The sequence below is a fragment of the Pseudarthrobacter equi genome, from assembly GCF_900105535.1.
GTDB lineage: Bacteria > Actinomycetota > Actinomycetes > Actinomycetales > Micrococcaceae > Arthrobacter > Arthrobacter equi.
Map to the genome: position 1 here is coordinate 2,292,000 of NZ_LT629779.1, position 17,942 is coordinate 2,309,941.

The following is a 17,942-nucleotide window of genomic DNA, read 5'->3' on the forward strand; positions in this document are numbered from 1 at the left end:
AACATCATGACTACCGCAACGGCGCGCATCTCCCGCCCGGGACACACCGCAGCCAAACCATCCCGCAACGCCAGGTCACGTGAACGCGCCCTGGCCTGGGCACGGCGTGCACCACTGCTCCCGGCCCTGCTCTTCCTCATCATCGTCACCCAACTCCCATTCGTGGTGACGCTGATCATCTCGTTCTTGAACTGGAACAGCCTCAGCCCGGACAAGACCGCCTTCGCCGGCCTGGAAAACTACGCCACAGTCCTCACCGATCCCGACCTGCGCCAGGCAATCTTCACCACCATCCTCCTCACTGTTTCCGTGGTGCTCATCAGCCTGCTCATCGGACTCGGCCTGGCCCTGCTGCTGGATAAGAAGTTCATGGGCCGCGGCCTGGCCCGCACCCTGCTGATCGCCCCTTTCCTGGTGGTCCCCGTGGCCGCGGCCCTGATCTGGAAGCACGCCCTGCTCAACCCCACCTACGGCCTCATCAACGGCATCCTGACCTGGGTCTGGTCGCTGTTCGGCATCACAGCGGCGCCGCAGCTGGACCTGCTTTCACAGGCACCGATGATGGCTGTGATCCTTTCCCTGGTGTGGCAGTGGACACCCTTCATGATGCTCATCCTCCTTGCAGGACTGCAGTCCCGCCCCATGGACACTGTGGAAGCAGCCCAGATGGACGGCGCCACACCCTGGGCGATCTTCCGCCACCTGACCCTGCCCCACCTGCGCCAGTACCTGGAACTCGGCGGGCTGCTCGGCGCGATCTACATCGTGCAGAACTTCGACGCCGTCTTCACCCTCACTGCCGGGGGACTGGGCACCGCGAACCTGCCCTACGCCATCTACCAGACGTTCTACTTCGCCAACGAATACGGCCTGGCTTCCGCCGCCGGCGTCGTGGTGGTCATCGGCACCATCATCGTGGCCACCTTCGCACTTCGCACCGTCTTTTCACTCTTCAAGAAGGAGGCAGCACGATGAGCACCCTCACCCCCGCCGCACCGCAGAACACACCACCGGGTCCCACCGCACTCAACACCGGCCGTACCCGCCGTCGGGGCAAGGCACGCATGGACCCCACCCGCAACAACACCGCCGCCGGCATCGCCGCCTGGCTGCTGGCCCTCCTCTTCGCCGTCCCGGTCCTGTGGATGGTCCTCACCTCGTTCCACTCCGAGACCGACGCCGCCACCAACCCGCCGTCTGTCGCCGCGAATCTCACCCTGGACGCGTACCGGGAGTTCTTCGGCGAAACCTCCGGCGTCAGCCCGTGGCCGTCGTTGATCAACTCCGCCACTGCCTCGATCCTGTCCACGGTCCTGGTGCTGCTCCTGGCCTTCCCGGCCGCTTACGCGCTCTCGATCCGGCCGGTGAAGAAGTGGACCGACGTAATGTTCTTCTTCCTCTCCACCAAAATGATGCCGGTCGTCGCCGCGATCCTGCCGCTCTACCTCTTCGCCAGAACTGTGGGGGCCTTGGACAACATCTGGTTCCTGATCCTGATGTACACCTCCATGAACCTGCCCATCGCCGTCTGGATGATGCGCTCGTTCCTCGCCGAAGTGCCGGAAGAAATGCTGGAAGCCGCCCAGATCGACGGCGCCAACCTCCTGCTCATCCTCCGCAAGATCATCGCCCCCGTCGCTATGCCCGGAATCGCCGCCACCGCGCTGATCTGCTTCATCTTCAGCTGGAACGAACTGCTCCTGGCCAGGGTCCTCACGGGCGTTGTCGCAGGCACGGCCCCGGTCTTCCTCACCGGCTTTGTCTCCGGGCAGGGACTCTTCCTCGCCAAAGTCTGCGCGGCCGCCGTCGTGATCTCCCTGCCTGTGCTCTTCGCAGGCTTCGCCGCCCAGGACAAACTCGTCCAGGGACTCTCCCTCGGCGCTGTCAAATAGCCCGCCAGTTCCCCACCACAAATTTTTTTCAAGGACTACTTCGATGACAACAACAACCGCACAGTCACCTGCCACCGGCTCCGGACTGCCCCCCACGATGCGCGCCAACATCCTCAAAAGCCAAGGCGACATGGCGATGGAAACCCTGCCCCTCCCGCAGCTCGACGCCGACCAGGTCCTGGTGCAGGTTGCCGCCGTCGGCGTGTGCGGCAGCGATGTCCACTACTACGAGCACGGCCGGATCGGCCCGTATGTGGTGGACCACCCGCTCATCCTCGGCCATGAACTTTCCGGCCGGATCGCCGCCGTCGGCAATTCCGTTGACCCCGCCCGCATCGGCCAGCGCGTCGCCGTCGAACCCCAACGCCCCTGCCGCACGTGCAAGCAGTGCAAGGCAGGCCGCTACAACCTCTGCCCGGACATCGAGTTCTACGCCACCCCGCCGATCGACGGCGCCTTCGCCGAATACGTCACCATCCAGTCCGACTTCGCCTACGACATCCCGGACAGCGTCAGCGACGAGGCAGCCGCCCTTATCGAACCGCTCTCCGTGGGCCTCTGGGCCTGCGAACGTGCGGAGATCAAGCCCGGCAGTAGGGTCCTGATCACCGGCGCCGGCCCCATCGGCATTATCGCCGCCCAAGCCGCCCGGGCCTTCGGTGCCACCGAAATCTACATTTCGGACATTGCCGAAGACCGGCTCGCGTTCGCCTTGGAACACGGCGCCACGCACGCCATCAACGCGAAGACCGACAGCGTCGAAGGGCTCGACGTCGACGCGTTCATTGACGCGTCCGGCGCACCGCAGGCGGTCCGTTCCGGGATCAAGGCAGTGGCCCCGGCCGGACGGGTGATCCTGGTGGGGCTGGGTGCCGACGACGTCGAGCTGCCCGTCTCATTCATCCAGAACCGGGAGATCTGGCTCTCCGGTGTGTTCCGCTACACCAACACCTGGCCCCTGGCCATCCAGCTGATCGCCGACGGAAAAGTTGACCTGGACATCCTGGTCACGGGTAGGTTCACGCTCTCCGAATCCGAGGAGGCACTCAGAGCAGGCAAGCAGCCCGGCCAGCTCAAAGCCGTGGTCTACCCGGGCCGTTAGCGCATCTCCTGATGCCACTTTGGAATATGACAAGGCGGCGGGCGAAGGCACCCAGAACGGTTCGGATCAACCTTGTTCGAGCATGTTCGAGTGCATTGTGACCCCCGCTTCAGGCTCATAGTCTCGGGGTGCCCGGCCTTGCTGAATCGCCCGGCACACAGCACCCGACACCCCGACGATGAGGTCCCTCCATGGCGTTATCAGCACACAGAATCCGAAGGCCGGTAGCCGCCCTGGCAGCAGCCGTGACCGCAGCTGCCGGCTTGGCACTCCTGCCGGCAGTCCCTGCAGCAAAGGCAACAGACTCAACTGCCGTCACCATTACACCTAACCCGGCCAGCCGCGGTGAAGCTTTTGAAGGCTGGGGCACCAGCCTTGTCTGGTTCGCGAATGCGACTGCGGGGTACTCACCGGAGCTGCGCGAAGCGCTGTACCAGAAGGTCTTCGGTGAGGACGGCCTGAACCTCAATATTGCCCGCTACAACGTGGGCGGCGGCAATGCCTCGGACGTCAAGGGCTACCTCAACGATGGCAGCGCAGTGGAGGGCTGGTGGAAACCGGTCACTGAAGCTTCACCCGGCCAGCCGGCGTCGAACCTGTACAACCCGGACGGAAGTGTCGATAAGACCCAAGCCAACAAACTCGCTTTCCTCAAGGCCTGGAACCCGGACGATCCCGCGTCCTACAACCCCGACGCCGATCAAAACCAGCGCTGGTGGGTGGAGCGCTTGGCCCAGGACCAGCAGATCACGCACTGGGAAGCGTTCAGCAACTCGCCGCCGTGGTTCATGACCAGGAGCGGCTACGTGTCCGGTCAGGTCAACACGGCCAAGGGCGAGAATCTGCTGCCCGAAGCGGAAGGCAAGTTCGCCGCCTACATGCGCCACGCCGTCGAACTTCTTGAAAAAGACAGCGGGATCACAGTGGACACCATCGATCCTTTTAACGAGCCCAACTCCGGCTACTGGGGCACGGACATCAACGCCGCCACCGGAAAGCCACCCACCACCTACACGCAGAAGCAGGAGGGTGCGCTGATCTACCCGGCGGCCCAGGACCGCGTGACCAAACTGCTCGCAGCCGAGCTGGCGAAGGGGAACACGGACGCCGTCATCTCCGCGATGGACGAGACCGACCCCACTAAGTTCATGACCAACTGGAACGGCTACAGCCAGGAAGCCAAAGACGCCGTGGCACAGCTCAACGTCCACACGTATGGCACCAACGACCGTCGCCGGGTCCGCGACCTGGCCGCCTCCACGGACAAGCCCCTGTGGATGAGTGAAGTCGGCGGTTTCTGGACCGGCAATCCTGCCTTGGGCGACTCAACCAGCGGCTGGGACCGCTCCAACATCACCAACGGCCTGGGCATCGCCAGCCGCATGGTCAACGATCTTCGCGAACTCGATCCCAACGCCTGGGTGTTCTGGCAGCCCGTGGAGGACACGTACAAACAGGAGAAGGCAGACAAGGGCTGGGGCTCCATCTACGTCGACTTCGACTGCAACTACGCCGGCCGCGAGGGCTACTCGAACCGCCGGATCAACGACGGCGACACCCCGGACGCCGCCAAGTGCAAGGTGCTGACCAACCAGAAGTACAACACCACCCGGAACTTCACGCACTACATTCGACCGGGCGATTTCCTCATCCAGAACAACGATCCCAAAACTGCCAGCGCCCTTCGAGCCGACGGCAACGGCGCCACTCTGGTCCACTTCAATGACACCCCGACGCCGGAAAAGGTCACCATAGACCTCAGCCGCTTCGGCAGCATCGCGCCCGGTGCCACGGTCACGCCCGTGGTCACCACCAAGTCGCCCCTGGACGACATCGAAAAGAACGCCTTGGTCAAGGGCGCCCCGGTGGCCGTGAATGCCGGGACGAAGTCTGCGACGCTTGAGGTTCCTGCCGCGTCTGTGGTGACGTTCGTCGTCGACGGCGTCAGTGGAGTTTCGGACGACGCCGCACCAGTGCAGGACGGCCACAGCTACCACCTCAGCGGCGAAGCGAGCGGCAGGTACCTGACTGCGGGTTCCGGCACCGGCGCATCGATCCAGGATCTGGGCACGGACGCCGCGGGTGTTGCTCCGCAGATCTGGACCTTCAAGGCAGTGAACTCCGGCGATGAGTTCGCCAACGACCGCCGCTGGGTTGTCACCGGCGAGGATGGGCGGGTTCTGAGCGGCAACGGCGGCGTAGTGAACGGCAGCCAGAGCGGGGCGGCTTCGCTTGCTTCCCTGACGCTGGATCAGGCCAAGGCCACTCCTTCGGCACAGTGGATACTGACTACGGAAAACGGCAAGCAGTGGACCCTGGTGAATGCCGCGGCTGCCATTGCCCTCCAGGTTTCGGGCAACCAGACAGCAGCTGGGACATCAGTTGCCCTGGCTTCCTCAACCGGCACCACGGCAACTGCTTTGGCCAGCCCCCATCAAGCATGGGCGTTCACTGACATCGCCGATCTGAAACTGCTGGGTGTCTCGCCGGTTGAAATGAGCACGCCAGTGGGGACAGCTCCCATTCTCCCCACCACCGTTACTCCCGTTTATGAGGCCGGCCCCGGCAAGCCACTGGCCGTGACGTGGGCGCCGGTTGACCCCGCCTCGTGGCAGAAAGCCGGCAAAGTGACGGTTTACGGTTCCGGTGTGGACCCGTACGGCCAGACGTTCGATGCTGTCCTTACCATCACCGTAGGTGCTTATATTGCTACCGATCCCGTTTCGGTGACTGTTGGTGTTGGTTCATCCGGGGCATCGGTGCAGGCTGCGGCCCCTGTTGCTGTGCCTGGCCAGATCGCAGACGGCCCAGCCCGGAACCCGCTGTCCGTCAGCTGGGATTGGTCTTCCCTGGCCGAGTCCTCGCTGCAGGCCACGGGAAGCGTGACAGTTTCCGGAACCGCCAACGGACTCCCGGCAAAGCTGACCGTCATTGTGGTGGACCACATTCCTGTGGCCAACATCTGCAAGGACGACCCCGCTACAACAGCCACAGCGTCTTATACCGAAGGCTCGTACACCGCCAAGAACACCTGCGACGCCAACGCCTCCACACGCTGGTCCAACTGGGTGAGCGGCGGCCGTGCAGGTGACTCGTTGAGCTACGGCTTCGGCCGCGATTACACCGTCTCATCGGTGACCGTTACGTCTGCAGAGAAGGCTGCAGCAAGCCTCAAGGTCCAATACCAGGATGCAGCCGGCGCATGGGAGGACACATCGGCAGGGACGGTGGCTGGCCTCTCGATCACCTCGCCCACCACGGTCTCCTTCGATCCGGTGACCACGCGCGGCGTCAGGGTTTCCTTCGTGACCACGGCCTCGTACACCAAGGTGGCTGACGTGGCCATCGCCGGAACACGTTTGGCTGACGCCGGGCTCGCCGACCTCGGCAGGCTCCTCGTCAACCAGTCACCGGTGGTGGGCTTCACTCCCGGAACCAGCGACTACCGGGCGCTGACCGCGACGGCGGCTCCCGCCGTCGTCGGCTACCCGTTGGACACGAACGCAAAGGTGACGGTTCGGCAGGCAACGGCGGAAAGCCCGACGGCGGTAGTCACCGTGACTGCCCCGGACGGAACCATAAAGGAGTACCGGGTGGCGGTGTCCACCGGCAAAGACGCGTGCAAGAACGATGGCTGGAAGACGAGCCCTTCGCCCGTCTACAAGAACCAGGGGCAGTGCGTGAGCAGCTTCGCCGCCGGTTTGTAGGACTCCGGACGCTACGAGGCCCCTTCGACAGAGTCGCGAGGGGGCCTCGTAGTATCTATAGACGGTAAAGCCACCGTTGCTCACCGTTGCGAGGAGGGGTCGGTACTCCGTCCCCCTCCCAAAGACAACAGTGTCCCCCCTCAATTCTGATTCTGGCTTGCACCTGGGGTGCACTTCAACCGAGGAGTGGTGGCGTCGTCTGTCACGCTTGGAAGGGAAAGACGAGCAGAGACCCGGTGGCAGTCGCGACCAGCTTTCCGTTGGCGTCGATGACAGTTCCGTCGGCGAAGGCTACGCGGGTTCCTGCCTTGGACACGGTGCCTACACACGTCAACGGGCCGCTGTCGGCCCGCACGGATCGTAGGTAGTTCACCTTTATCTCGATGGAGGTATACCCAAGCCCCTTTGGCAGCGTTGTCTGAACGGCGCACCCCAAGGCCGAATCGAGGAGCGTGCACACCAGCCCTCCGTGAACAGTGCCGATCGGATTGTAGTGGGATTCATCCGGATCGCAGGTGAAGGTGGCTGTTCCCTGCGCAGCATGGACCAACGTCATATTCAGTAGTTGGCCCATGGGCGGGGGGCAACTTTTTGCCCATCATCGAGTGCATGTATTCCAAGCCACTCATGCCCGGCATCGCTGCCACGCCAGGTGCGGGATCGTCCCATGAGATTAGCTTTTGGCGCTCTTTCACTGCTTCTCCTTTTGAGGTGCTATCCCGGGGCAAACGGCAACATCTTTCCCTGGTCGGGGGGGGGTGGCGCCTGACCGGGACATTGTGATCGCGGCTGCAGCGGCCGCTGTTCGTCCAATCTGTTCAAGGACTGAGGGTGCGCAGCCGTCGGTTCCGCGGGTGAGGAGTCCCAGTATGAGGGCGGACATGTAGGAGTCGCCGGCACCTACAGTGTACGCAACCTTCGAGATCACTGCCGGAATGCTGACAGGCGCTGGGGCATCGAAGACTTGCGGGCTATGGGGACACCTGCCCTGTGTGTCCTCGGTTTGAGGGTCGCTGGCAGGCTTGATTCGGAGGAAACGCCGGCCCTGGTAACCCGGCGTGCGCCCCTAGGGTCGCCTCCAGGATCGCTGCCTGGTACCCCGTGGTGGCGGGTTAGCATTAGGTCTGCCCGGGCTCTCCGGGATGGGCGAGTAAGAGGGGGTGCCCGGGTTGCGCTTGCACCGCGCCACAACAGCCTGCTTAGCCGCCTTGGCCATGCTGACGCTGACGGCCTCATCGTGCGATGAGCGGCCGTTCACGCGCGAGGACGCCATGGCTGTTCCGCACTCTGTGATCCAGGTTGGCGAGTATCGCGATAAAGACTGGGAGTACGTCGACAGCAACGGAGTGACGCAGAAGCTCAACAGATGCGAGGACGAAAGCCCTTGGACCGTCGAATACAGGTGCACGTCTCCTGATGGCGCTGTCGAGCTGACCTTCGATAACTCGAAATACGACAGGATGAAGGATGCCGTACTCCACATCGATGGCAAGGATGTGCCTCTCGACTGCATCAACGGCGGCTTTTGGACCGACGGGAAGATGTTCTGCATGCCGAACTCAGCGACTCCGGAGCCGACCAGGAACTTGATGCTTGGATCGGGCCCCTTCCGGGTCGCCTTGCTGCTTTCCCTCGAATTGCCCAATGGCAGCTTCAGCGGCGTGCTCGCCTGGCATTCCCTGATCCATCGGGCACCAGCGGCGCTGCCCATGGCTCCCACGGAGTTCCAACATGTTCTCTGGTCAGAAGGGCGCCTACTCGTGGGATCCGTTCAGGGAAAGGCCGGCGACGTGTTGGACAATGCAGCGACCGAGGCGTACTAATGGTCCATCGACCAGACGCGTATCGTTAGCACGCCGGGACGCCTCCCCGAAAGAGCCAGGTCACGGCGGACCTCTACGGACACGATTCCCGTCGCAGCCAAGGAAGCAACAGGGGCGACAGCATCCAATAACCCGGTGCCTCCAGTTCCACCGAAAGCCCAAGAATCGTGCAACACGCTTCGTTTTCCGCCCGCCGGCAACGCCAAATTTAACTGGTGATCCACGGTATCGCCGCCCTTTGCAACTGATCGGTGTCCCCGGGTTTTGTAGTCCACGCTGACGGTTGGGTCTCTATGCTGGCCTCCGCCATAATCTCGCTGTCAAAGCCCCAAAGGCTCTTTTCAAGCTGTCCTGGCGCGCCTAAGCTGCCCCCACGATCATCCACAGGAGGCACCAATGCGGACAGCAAAAGCACGGACGGAAACTGAGCAGGTTCGTCGTCTTCCGGAGAACCTCAAGTCTCAGCTCGCCAAGGGCGGGGAATGGGCCACCCCCGGGGTCCAGGCAGCCCTCCAGAGAGCGGTAGCCGGACTGGATACCGGAATCGAAACCGCCTCCCCGCGGCTTCAGGCGCTGTTGCGGCGGCTGGCAGATGAACTGGCCGGCAGCGTGGAGACCCTCACACCCAGGGTGCATGAACAACTCATGCGGGTCGGGCCACGAGCCGCTGCGCCGGTCCCGATCCAGACCAGGAAATCCCCGTCGCGGATCTGGTGGTTACTCACAGGAATCGCCTGCGCAGGAGCCGGGGCAGCGGTGTGGCAGTTCAGGAAGGCATCCAAACCCGAACCATCACCATGGGTCAACACCGAGGAACTGAAAGCCAACCGCGCTGATACCAACGTCGACGCAGACCTGACTTCCGGCCGGATGTAGAAGCGTGTTCCGGGAGAACCGGCATTAGGATCCGGACGCCTTCACGGCGCCCAGCCAATCAGCACCAGTCCTACAGCTTCGTAGACTCATGAGGGACCCCAAGGGTCCTGACGCCTTCATCTCCAGCTTGTCCAACGAGAAACTGGCGCAGATGCTGGATGCTCTTTACCGACGCCTTGATACTCCTGTGCCTGAACTGGGGACTGTTTATTGGTACGAAGCTTGCCTTGACCTGAGTCTGCGCGGGCACGGGCTGGACCGGACGCGATCGGATGAGGAGGCCTCCCACACATGAAGCGCCCCCGGGAGGACAAGCCACTTCCGGGGGCGTTGAGTTCAATACTGTCCGGCTGCAGCCTTCTGCTGGTGAAGGATCACCTCCTGTTCCTCTTCGCTAATCGCCGGCCCGGACAGTTGTGCTCTTGCGCTGTCATCGTGCGACGGGGATCTTGAGCGCTTCGACGAGTTCGGCGCACGGGCTCGCCGACCTGGGCAGGCTCCTCGTCAATGAGGCATCAGTGGTGGGCTTTACCCCCGGAACCACCAGCTACCGGTCGCTGAACCCGACGGCGACTCCCGCCGTCGTCGGCTACCCCCTGGACACCAACGACAAAGTGGAGTGCAGGCTGCTGTTGTAGTGGTGAGCATGGCACCGGTCAGGCTGGCGGCCGGCTCACCATAGTCGGGGCAATCACGTCGAAACCCAGATGCGCTTCGAGGACATTCCGGACCGAGTTCCATTCATGCGGGCCGTAGCGGTCGTTGTTGACGTGACGGAGCTCCGCTTCGCCGCTGAACATGCTGACGAAGTACTGCATGCCCTGCCACGCGGGGAAGGTCTCGTCTTGGTCCCTGGACAGACGCCGGCCGATCTTGCTCGCGGCCGCTAAGAGACCGGTGGTACCGGCCCACTGCAGGGAGAATGGCGTTCCGGTGAGCTCGCTCATGGTGCGGGCGATACTTCGCGCCGTAACCCGGTCGCCGGCTATCTCGACGACGCGGGGCGCGTCCTCGTCGAGGGCGACAAGAGCGACGGTGCGTGCGACGTCGTCCTTGGTGGTGAAGTCGAGAATCTGGTCCGGTGAGGACCAGAACAGGATCCGGCGACGCTCGAACAGGATCATGGGCGCCTGCCCGGTGAGCATGTCTGCGAACGCTCCGTTCAGCACTGACGTCACGCGGATGGGGGCAGCGTCGAGTTCAGCGGCCAACTCGCGACGCAGCTCGAAATTCCGGTTGCTGCCCGGGGTGATCCGGCGATAATCCGCAGAGTAATCCGATGGGATAAAACGTGCCACCCCTGCTTCGACGGCGGCCGCGAGGAGCGCCCGCTGCGCGTCGATGATCACCGGACGCGCACCGCTCACGGCCGAGATCACTGTTTCGACGCCCGACAGGGCTGAGACGAGGCCGGCTGGATCTGTGTAGGCGACCTCGTGTATCTCCACCCGGTCATTCCCGCCGTAGACGGCATGGGCTTTCCCGCTTCCAGGGCGTGTTAAGACCCGGACCAGGCTGTCGCCGAGCAGGAGTTCGCTGACGATGCGTTGGCCAAGGTCTCCGGTGGCTCCGGCGACGAGAACCGTGATGTTTTTGATGATCTGCTCTTCTCGATAGCAATAGGCGGTGGGACGCGGGCGGGAGGGGCCGAAACCTCCAGGTCAATCGCCCATGTCGAAGTCTAGGCCGACGTCTTCCGCGGAGTGCAGTTCCCGCAAGAGAGTGAGGTGATCCGGGAAGTCGGCAATACGGCTGCGATCGGCATCGGGTCCGCGGCCACGACGGTGACGGAGACCCCAGCAGGCCGGTGTTGACAATGCCGCCTGGTATGTCGGCCTTTGCGTCAGCCCTTGCCAATGACGAATCTAGAATCTACACTCTAGGGAACGGCCAGATGTGGTCGAGGTCACTGAGAGGGAAAGCAATGTCGCTTGCACTTGCCGCGTTGTCACACGCGCCATCATTTGGGAACGTCGATCCGGGCGGGACGATCTTCGCGGAAATAAATGAAGCCTTGGGAGAAGTCCGTTCGTTCGTTGAGGACTTCGCCCCGGACGTCACCGTCATCTTCGGCCCGGACCACTTCAACGGCGTGCTCTACTCGATGATGCCGCCGTTCGCCATTGGGGCGCAGGCTGTCGGTGTGGGGGACTACGGGACCGGTGAAGGTCCCCTCCCGGTGGATTCCGAGACGGCACGGGAGCTGCACGCGCTCACCATTGCGCAGGGGATCGACATTGCCCGTTCGGAGCGTCTCGAAGTTGACCATGGCGTCATGCAGCCGCTGGAATTCCTGTTCGGCCCGGGCTTTGACAATCCGTTTGTTCCCGTGTTTGTGAACGCCCTCGGCAAGCCCCTTACTCCTATGGCCCGCATCCGCCTCATGGGTGAGGCCCTGGGCCGTGCTGCCCAGCAACTGGATAAGCGCGTTCTCCTTGTGGCCTCCGGCGGGCTCTCCCACAACCCACCGATTCCCGAGTACGACGGCTCGCCGGAACCTGTCCAGCAGCGATTGGTCTCTTATGCACCGTCCAGAGAGGACCGGGCAGCCCGCGAAGGAAAGATCATCGAGGGCATCCAGGCAATCGCGGATGGCCGGGCATCCAGTGCACCCCTCAACGAAGAATGGGACCAAAAGCTGATGAAGGTGCTCCGCTCGGGTTCCCTGAGTGACGTGGACGGCTGGGACAACGACGAATTCATCGCTGAAGGAGGTAGCGCGGCGCACGAGATGCGTTCCTGGATCGCGGCCTTTAGCGCATTGTCGACGGCGGGCGCCTACAACATGGTCGTGGACCGGTATTGGCCGGTCAGGACGTGGGGCGCAGGTTTCGGCATCACAGCTGCTCTTCCCCAGAACTCATGACCCAGGTAACCATGTGGGGAGAGATTGCCGATTTTCCCCACACCCTTGAGTATGTCCAAGTAGGACCATGGCGTACGCGGGTGCTGACCGTGGGCGCCGGAGAACAAACCCTGGTCCTCCTCAACGGCACCAGCGGGCACATCGAAGCGTGGACCCACAACATCCGTGCGCTGGCGCAGAACTACAAGGTCATCGGTTACGACTACCCAGGGCATGGCTTTTCAACGCTGGCTGAAGCCGACTTGGAAATTCCGGACTACGAGGAGCATCTCCTGGCTCTTTTGGACGTTCTCGGCCTGGATAGGGTGCACCTCCTGGGCGAGTCCCTCGGTGGGTGGATCGCCATCAAGTTCGCTGCGCACCACCCCGACCGCCTGCAAACCATAGTCCTGAGCGCTCCCGGCGGCCGCATGGTGGGCCCTATATCCATGGATCGCGTCAGCCCGGTGAGCCGCAAGGCCGTGGAAGACCCCAGCTACGAGAACGTCAAGGCACGGCTTCAAGTGGTCATCCACAATCCCGAACAGATCACGGACGAACTGGTGGAAGTACGCCGTGCCGTCTACAGCCGGCCGGGCTTCATCACCTCCATGGAGCACATCATGGCGCTCCAGGTTCCGGACATCCGTGCGCGGAACCAAGTGACCAAGGAAGACTACGCTGCCATCCCGGTGCCGGCCTTGCTCGTGTGGACGGACCATGAGCCGACCGGCGGCGTGGCAACGGGGGAGACCCTGGCGGCGGCAATCCCGGACGGCGAATTCGCGCTGATCCGCAACGCCGCCCATTGGCCGCAGTGGGAGGATCCCCGCACCTTTAACGAAAAAGCACTCGACTTCCTCAGCAGAAAGGCCTGATGAGATGCCGGACATCATTACGGAGATCGCTGACGATCTCTACCAGGCGCGGACAACGCGCACCCCTATCGAGTTCGTTCGCCACCGGCTGCCGGAGAAGGACAAGGACGCCGCCTACCGCATCTCCGAGCTCGTTACCCAGCAGCGCGAAGCCGCGGAAGGCCGCCGTCGTGTTGGCCGGAAAGTTGGCCTGACCAACCCCGTTGTACAGGCGCGCGCCGGCGTGGACGAGCCTGACTACGGCATCATCCTCGACAACATGGTCTTCGAATCCCCGGTCGAGCGGCCCTCGTCGGCGTACTTCCATCCCAAGATCGAAGCTGAGCTGGCGTTCGTCCTCAAGTCGGACATCCTGAATTCAGACCTGGCATCAGTGGAAGCCGCCATCGACTACGTGACGCCTGCAATGGAACTGGTTGATAACCGCTACCACAGCTACAAGATGGGCATCGTTGACACAATCGCCGACAACGCGGCCTGCGAAGGAATCGTCACTGGTTCGGTCCGCATCCCTTATGGCGAAGTCGATCTCAAGCAGGTGGAGATGGTCCTCTACCGCGGCGACGAAGAATTGACGCGCGGTGTTGGCGGAAACGTCATGGGCGATCCCATCAACGCAGTTCAGTGGTTGGCGGAGACTTCGTTGCGGATCGGCAAGCCCCTCCGCGCCGGAGAAATCCTGCTCTCCGGATCCATCGGATTGATCGTGGACTGGGATCCCAACGTTACGTATTCCGCGAAATACTCGCACGGGTTCGGAGACGTCGTCGCGCACCTGACGGGGCCTGCACATGCGTAAAGTGACGCTCGAAACCAGGGTGGCCATTGAGGCGCTCGTCGCGGAATTGTTGTGGCGGCTCGATCACGGCAAGGCGGACACAACCTGGGAGCTTTACACGGAAGACGCTGTATCCACGGGCCCCCTGGGCGACATGGATGGCCGTGATGCCATCAAGGCCTGGGGCGAACGCCGTGCCAAGGTCACAGGAGTTTTGGGCCGCCATCTCATCGGCGGCATCCGTTTGGAATGGGTAGGCGAGGAGCTCCATGGCTGGACGCAGTACCTGACATTCCGGGACTCCTCGGAGAACCCGCTGATGCCGGCCAGCGTGGGTGAGTTCCGGGAGGTCTACCGCACGGTAGACGGCGAGTGGAAGATCGCGCGACGCGAGATCAACCCCATTTTTGGCGGAATGAACGCTGCTGCGCACGCCAAGCGCCTGACGGAAAGCGCCGCGACATGAAGTGGGAGAGCCGTGGCGGCAAGCCGCCCGCACTCTTGCACCAGGCAATCCCTTCGCTCTCCGTCACGGAGTGGGCCCTGGCTGCCGGCTACGACGGCGTGGTGGTCGACTTGCAGCACGGCGAAGTTGGATTGGAATCAGCCTGCACCATGCTGAGGGCCGCACCCCGCGATTCCGCCTACAGCTATGCGCGGGTCGGAAGCCTTGATCCCGCCCCCATCCTTCGTCTCCTCGACAGCGGTGCACGCGGAATCATTGCCCCTACCATCGAGTCGGGCGAACAGGCACGAATGCTGGTGGAAGCCACTAAGTACCCCGGCGTGGGCAACCGTAGTCTCGGTCCCAGCAGACCTGCCCTCTACAAGGGAGAGTCCTACACCGAAGCAGGCAACCGCGAAGTGTCCACCATCGCCCAGATCGAAACAGTGGCCGGCCTAAAGAACGCGGAGGAGATCGTCACGACTCCCGGCCTGGACTCCATCTACATCGGTCCGGCGGACCTGGCCGTGTCTTTCGGCCTTCCGGGCAGGGGCGACTGGGAAGATGGGCCCGTCCGCGAGGCCATAGTCCATCTGGCTGCCTTAGCGAGGGAACACGGCGTGACCCTGGGTATCTATTCGGGCTCCGGTGCCTATGCAGCAGACCTTCTTGACCGGGAACTCGTCGACTATGTCGGCCTCGGCATTGACCTCGTATTCCTTAGCCGTGCGGCACAGGAATCCATTAAGACCCTGAGGGGCACAAAATGAGCGACCGCAAGGACGTAATTATCATCGGAGCCGGTCCGGTTGGTTTGACCCTGGCCAACCTCCTTGGCCAGTTTGGCGTCAGCACCGTGGTCTTTGAAGGCCGCGATGAACTCATTGACTACCCGCGCGCCGTCGGCATTGACGACGAGGCGCTCCGGACCATGCAGACCATTGGTTTGGTGGACAAAGTTTTGCCGCACACTGTGCCGGACCAGAAAATCCGGATCGTCAACGGCGAGCGCAAGGTGCTGGCGGAGATCAATCCCACCACCCGTGAGTTCGGCTGGCCCCGAAGGAACGGCTTTATCCAGCCCCTGGTTGATAAGGCCCTGCTCGAAGGCCTGGCGCGGTACCCCCACGTCGAAGTGCGTTTCGGATGCCGCGTTGAGGCTTTTGAGTCTGCTTCCGACGGCGTCACCGCCACGGTCAGCACGCCCACCGGTGAGGAGCGGGTTAGCGGCAGCTACGTCGTGGGTTGCGACGGCGGCCGGTCGCTGACCCGTCAGCATCTTGGGCTGGCCTTCGAAGGCGAAACCCGCTCCACGCGCGGACTCGTGATCGACGTCGCCAACGATCCAATCGGCACACCGCATGCGGTATTCGGTGGAGACCCCAGCCGCGGCTATGCAACGCTTAGCCTGCCCCACGGTATCCGGCGCTGGGAGTTCACGCTGTTCGAAGGGGAATCGGAAGAGGTGGCCGAGGACGACGAGTTCGTCTTCTCCCTCTTGGCCCCCCATGTGCCCGATCCCGCGAGCCTCGACATCATCCGCCGTCGGGTGTATGCCCACCACGCCCGCGTTGCGGAGAAGTTCCGCGTGGGGCGTTTCATGCTGGCGGGCGATGCCGCCCACGTCATGCCCGTTGTGGCTGGCCAGGGGTGGAACTCCGGCATTCGGGATGCCCTGAACCTGGGCTGGAAACTCGCAGCCGTGGTCCAGGGCAAAGCGGGCGACCGCTTGCTTGATTCCTACGAAGACGAACGCCGTGAACACGTGAAGGCCATGGTGGCACTTTCACTGAACATGGCGAATCTCGTGACGGACCACAACAGGCTGCGCACGGCTGTCCGCGATATGGCTGCTGCCGTGGTGGACCGGCTTCCCAAGGCCCGTGCCCGCCTGAACAGCCAAGGCTACAAACCGATGCCCAAATACGATCACGGCGTTGTGGTTCCGTCGAAGCTCCCCACGTGGAAGTCTCTCCCCGACAGGGAGGACGCGCCCCGTACTGTGGGAACGTTGTTCCCGCAGCCCACAGTCCGAAACGCGGACGGTGAGTCGGTCCTGTTGGACGACGCCACCGGCCAAGGGTGGCGAGTAGTGGTTTGGAACAACAATCCCACGGCATTCGTGAGTGAGATTGACGCAGAAAGGCTTGCGAGGTTCGGCGGTGTCCTGGTGCATGCAGTTCCGGCCACGCAGCTGCCGTGGGCCAAAGCGGCGGCCGCGCCTGGCGTGCGGGTGGTGGGCGACGAAAGCGGCCTGCTGAAGTCCTGGTTCGACGAGAGGCCCTTCTCTGCCATCATCGTGCGGCCGGACCACGTGGTGGCTGCTGAGTGCCTGGCACAGGAACTCAGTGCGGTCTTGGGCAAGGTTTTCAGCGTGGCCGACGCCACATTCGCTGCTCAAAACGCATAATGATAATAAGAATGCATAATCCGTTGACAAAGGCTTAGTTCACAAAATACTGTTGCTGCAACTCGCCAGCACAGGCAGTAGGCGGGAAAGCCCGCCCAGCGTTCACTCAAGGGAGAGCGAATCTCATGAACATCAAGAAAACCCGCACAGCTACCATTGCTGCCCTGGGCTTGGCATTGACCCTCAGCGGCTGCGCATCCGGATCCGTGGATGGGAGTGCCCCGGCAGCAGCAGGAAGCACATCCGAGGGACTCACCAAGGTCACCTACGGAATTTTCCCGTCCAACACCGTGGCAGCTTTCCAAGTCGCCAAGGACAAAGGCTTCTTCGAAAAGCATGGAATCGACTTGCAGCTGGTAGTGGGTGCGGGCAGCAGCGCGGCACAGTTGCCGGCGCTGGCAACCGGGGAACTGGACTTCATGCTGGCAAGCCCTGTTACGGCGCTGACGGCAGCAACGCAGGGTCTGGACGTACGAATTATTGAGGGTGTCACCCAGAACGACCCCAAGATCGTGGAAGATTCAACGGCAGTCGTTGTCGGAGCTTCATCAAACATCAAGTCTGCCCGCGATCTTGAAGGCAAAAAGGTCTCGGTGAACGCCTTGGGTGGTATCGGTGAGATCGGCATCCGTGAAGCAGTAGCCAAGGACGGCGGCGACCCGAAGAAGGTGACGTTCGTTCAGTTGTCCTTCCCGGAAGTTGCAGCCCAGATCGAAGCAGGCCAGATCGACGCCGGCATGGCAGGCTCTCCCTTCATGCAGCAGGTGGTGTCCAAGGGCGGCCGGGTGGTCAGTGACTTCATCCACGACACGGGCCTCGGCACGAACGAACTGGTTTCCATCTCCAGCGGCAACCTGGTGCAAAGCGATCCGGACAAGGTCAAGCGGTTCACTGAAGCCATGAAAGAGGCCCTGCCCTTCCTGGTCGAAAACAATGATCTGATCCGCGACGCCATGCCGGCGGCCCTCGGAACCGACCCCGCAGCCGCGAAGAAGGCACAGCTGTCCCTTTACAGCCCGGATATCTCGAAAGAGACCATCCAGCTTTTCGCGGATCTGCTCGTCAAGTATGGCATTGTCAGCACCAAACCGGACGTTGACAAGGTGATCTGGAAGCCATAAAGCCGCTGTCGGGGCCGCTCCCCCCTGCGGCCCCGACAGTCAACTGATCGCACAAATGAGAGCAG

The 17,942-nt window shown here is 62.7% G+C and carries 16 protein-coding genes and 1 pseudogene; 14 read left to right on the forward strand and 3 right to left on the reverse strand.

All coding sequences use genetic code 11. The annotated features are described in order from the left end of the window. Positions 1–6: 6 nt before the first annotated feature. The 4 genes from BLT71_RS10320 (at position 7) to BLT71_RS10335 (ending at position 6,701) form a co-directional block, all read left to right on the forward strand. The gene (locus tag BLT71_RS10320) at positions 7–975 is read left to right on the forward strand and encodes a carbohydrate ABC transporter permease (protein WP_091719793.1); all 969 of its coding nucleotides are present in this window, start codon (positions 7–9) and stop codon (positions 973–975) included. Next, positions 972–1,892 carry a carbohydrate ABC transporter permease gene (locus BLT71_RS10325; protein WP_091719796.1) on the forward strand — a complete coding sequence of 307 codons (921 nt, stop codon included), beginning with the start codon at positions 972–974 and terminating at the stop codon, positions 1,890–1,892. The genes BLT71_RS10320 and BLT71_RS10325 overlap by 4 nt, the downstream gene beginning before the upstream one ends. A 43-nt stretch (positions 1,893–1,935) precedes the next feature. Next, positions 1,936–2,994 (forward strand): NAD(P)-dependent alcohol dehydrogenase, encoded by a 1,059-nt coding sequence (locus tag BLT71_RS10330; RefSeq protein ID WP_091719798.1) that lies wholly within the window; start codon positions 1,936–1,938, stop codon positions 2,992–2,994. Positions 2,995–3,239: 245 nt separating this feature from the next. Then, positions 3,240–6,701, forward strand: coding sequence for a discoidin domain-containing protein (locus BLT71_RS10335; RefSeq protein WP_172829951.1), 3,462 nt, complete (start codon positions 3,240–3,242; stop codon positions 6,699–6,701). A 202-nt stretch (positions 6,702–6,903) separates the two neighbouring features. Here the strand turns inward: BLT71_RS10335 and BLT71_RS10340 are convergent, their stop codons facing one another. Further along, entirely contained in the window at positions 6,904–7,275 is a 372-nt protein-coding gene (locus BLT71_RS10340; protein ID WP_231994256.1) for a PaaI family thioesterase, read from the reverse strand. 117 nt (positions 7,276–7,392) lie between these two features. Further along, a pseudogene (locus tag BLT71_RS10345) lies at positions 7,393–7,650 on the reverse strand (PfkB family carbohydrate kinase); the annotation flags it as partial. Positions 7,651–7,915: 265 nt separating this feature from the next. On the opposite strand from BLT71_RS10345, the gene BLT71_RS10350 reads away from it, so the two are divergent. The 3 genes from BLT71_RS10350 (at position 7,916) to BLT71_RS20385 (ending at position 10,038) form a co-directional block, all read left to right on the forward strand. Then, on the forward strand, positions 7,916–8,524 hold the full coding sequence (locus BLT71_RS10350) for a hypothetical protein (protein ID WP_157693452.1): 609 nt from the start codon (positions 7,916–7,918) through the stop codon (positions 8,522–8,524). Positions 8,525–8,920: 396 nt separating this feature from the next. Continuing rightward, positions 8,921–9,400, forward strand: a complete 480-nt coding sequence (locus BLT71_RS10355) for a hypothetical protein (protein ID WP_091719807.1) — start codon at positions 8,921–8,923, stop codon at positions 9,398–9,400. Positions 9,401–9,849: 449 nt separating this feature from the next. Further along, positions 9,850–10,038, forward strand: a complete 189-nt coding sequence (locus BLT71_RS20385; protein ID WP_157693453.1) for a hypothetical protein — start codon at positions 9,850–9,852, stop codon at positions 10,036–10,038. A gap of 18 nt (positions 10,039–10,056) precedes the next feature. Here the strand turns inward: BLT71_RS20385 and BLT71_RS10360 are convergent, their stop codons facing one another. Further along, positions 10,057–11,001 (reverse strand): NmrA family NAD(P)-binding protein, encoded by a 945-nt coding sequence (locus tag BLT71_RS10360; protein WP_091719809.1) that lies wholly within the window; start codon positions 10,999–11,001, stop codon positions 10,057–10,059. A 323-nt stretch (positions 11,002–11,324) separates the two neighbouring features. On the opposite strand from BLT71_RS10360, the gene BLT71_RS10365 reads away from it, so the two are divergent. The 7 genes from BLT71_RS10365 to BLT71_RS10395 all read left to right on the forward strand — a co-directional run bounded on the left by BLT71_RS10365 (position 11,325) and on the right by BLT71_RS10395 (position 17,877). Then, positions 11,325–12,266, forward strand: coding sequence for a 3-carboxyethylcatechol 2,3-dioxygenase (locus BLT71_RS10365; protein WP_091719812.1), 942 nt, complete (start codon positions 11,325–11,327; stop codon positions 12,264–12,266). Beyond that, the gene (locus BLT71_RS10370) at positions 12,263–13,123 is read left to right on the forward strand and encodes an alpha/beta fold hydrolase (RefSeq protein WP_091719814.1); all 861 of its coding nucleotides are present in this window, start codon (positions 12,263–12,265) and stop codon (positions 13,121–13,123) included. Before BLT71_RS10365 ends, BLT71_RS10370 begins: the two co-directional genes overlap by 4 nt. 4 nt (positions 13,124–13,127) lie before the next feature. After that, a complete protein-coding gene (locus BLT71_RS10375) occupies positions 13,128–13,922 on the forward strand; it encodes a 2-keto-4-pentenoate hydratase (protein WP_091719816.1) in 795 nt (264 codons plus the stop codon). Beyond that, positions 13,915–14,367, forward strand: coding sequence for a nuclear transport factor 2 family protein (locus BLT71_RS10380; protein ID WP_091719818.1), 453 nt, complete (start codon positions 13,915–13,917; stop codon positions 14,365–14,367). The genes BLT71_RS10375 and BLT71_RS10380 overlap by 8 nt, the downstream gene beginning before the upstream one ends. Further along, the gene (locus BLT71_RS10385; protein WP_091719821.1) at positions 14,364–15,116 is read left to right on the forward strand and encodes an HpcH/HpaI aldolase family protein; all 753 of its coding nucleotides are present in this window, start codon (positions 14,364–14,366) and stop codon (positions 15,114–15,116) included. Before BLT71_RS10380 ends, BLT71_RS10385 begins: the two co-directional genes overlap by 4 nt. Then, the gene (locus BLT71_RS10390; protein WP_091719824.1) at positions 15,113–16,756 is read left to right on the forward strand and encodes a bifunctional 3-(3-hydroxy-phenyl)propionate/3-hydroxycinnamic acid hydroxylase; all 1,644 of its coding nucleotides are present in this window, start codon (positions 15,113–15,115) and stop codon (positions 16,754–16,756) included. Before BLT71_RS10385 ends, BLT71_RS10390 begins: the two co-directional genes overlap by 4 nt. A gap of 125 nt (positions 16,757–16,881) precedes the next feature. After that, a complete protein-coding gene (locus tag BLT71_RS10395) occupies positions 16,882–17,877 on the forward strand; it encodes an ABC transporter substrate-binding protein (protein ID WP_091719826.1) in 996 nt (331 codons plus the stop codon). Positions 17,878–17,942: the final 65 nt, after the last annotated feature.

Bases quoted from the DNA above. Each gene is read 5' to 3' on its own strand.
- BLT71_RS10350 (WP_157693452.1), top strand. From the start codon at position 7,916: ATGCTGACGCTGACGGCCTCATCGTGCGATGAGCGGCCGTTCACGCGC.
- BLT71_RS10395 (WP_091719826.1), top strand. From the start codon at position 16,882: ATGAACATCAAGAAAACCCGCACAGCTACCATTGCTGCCCTGGGCTTG.
- BLT71_RS10385 (WP_091719821.1), top strand. From the start codon at position 14,364: ATGAAGTGGGAGAGCCGTGGCGGCAAGCCGCCCGCACTCTTGCACCAG.
- BLT71_RS10375 (WP_091719816.1), top strand. From the start codon at position 13,128: ATGCCGGACATCATTACGGAGATCGCTGACGATCTCTACCAGGCGCGG.
- BLT71_RS10370 (WP_091719814.1), top strand. From the start codon at position 12,263: ATGACCCAGGTAACCATGTGGGGAGAGATTGCCGATTTTCCCCACACC.
- BLT71_RS10325 (WP_091719796.1), top strand. From the start codon at position 972: ATGAGCACCCTCACCCCCGCCGCACCGCAGAACACACCACCGGGTCCC.
- BLT71_RS10355 (WP_091719807.1), top strand. From the start codon at position 8,921: ATGCGGACAGCAAAAGCACGGACGGAAACTGAGCAGGTTCGTCGTCTT.
- BLT71_RS10380 (WP_091719818.1), top strand. From the start codon at position 13,915: ATGCGTAAAGTGACGCTCGAAACCAGGGTGGCCATTGAGGCGCTCGTC.
- BLT71_RS10365 (WP_091719812.1), top strand. From the start codon at position 11,325: ATGTCGCTTGCACTTGCCGCGTTGTCACACGCGCCATCATTTGGGAAC.
- BLT71_RS10330 (WP_091719798.1), top strand. From the start codon at position 1,936: ATGACAACAACAACCGCACAGTCACCTGCCACCGGCTCCGGACTGCCC.
- BLT71_RS10340 (WP_231994256.1), bottom strand. From the start codon at position 7,275: ATGGGCCAACTACTGAATATGACGTTGGTCCATGCTGCGCAGGGAACA.
- BLT71_RS10320 (WP_091719793.1), top strand. From the start codon at position 7: ATGACTACCGCAACGGCGCGCATCTCCCGCCCGGGACACACCGCAGCC.
- BLT71_RS10390 (WP_091719824.1), top strand. From the start codon at position 15,113: ATGAGCGACCGCAAGGACGTAATTATCATCGGAGCCGGTCCGGTTGGT.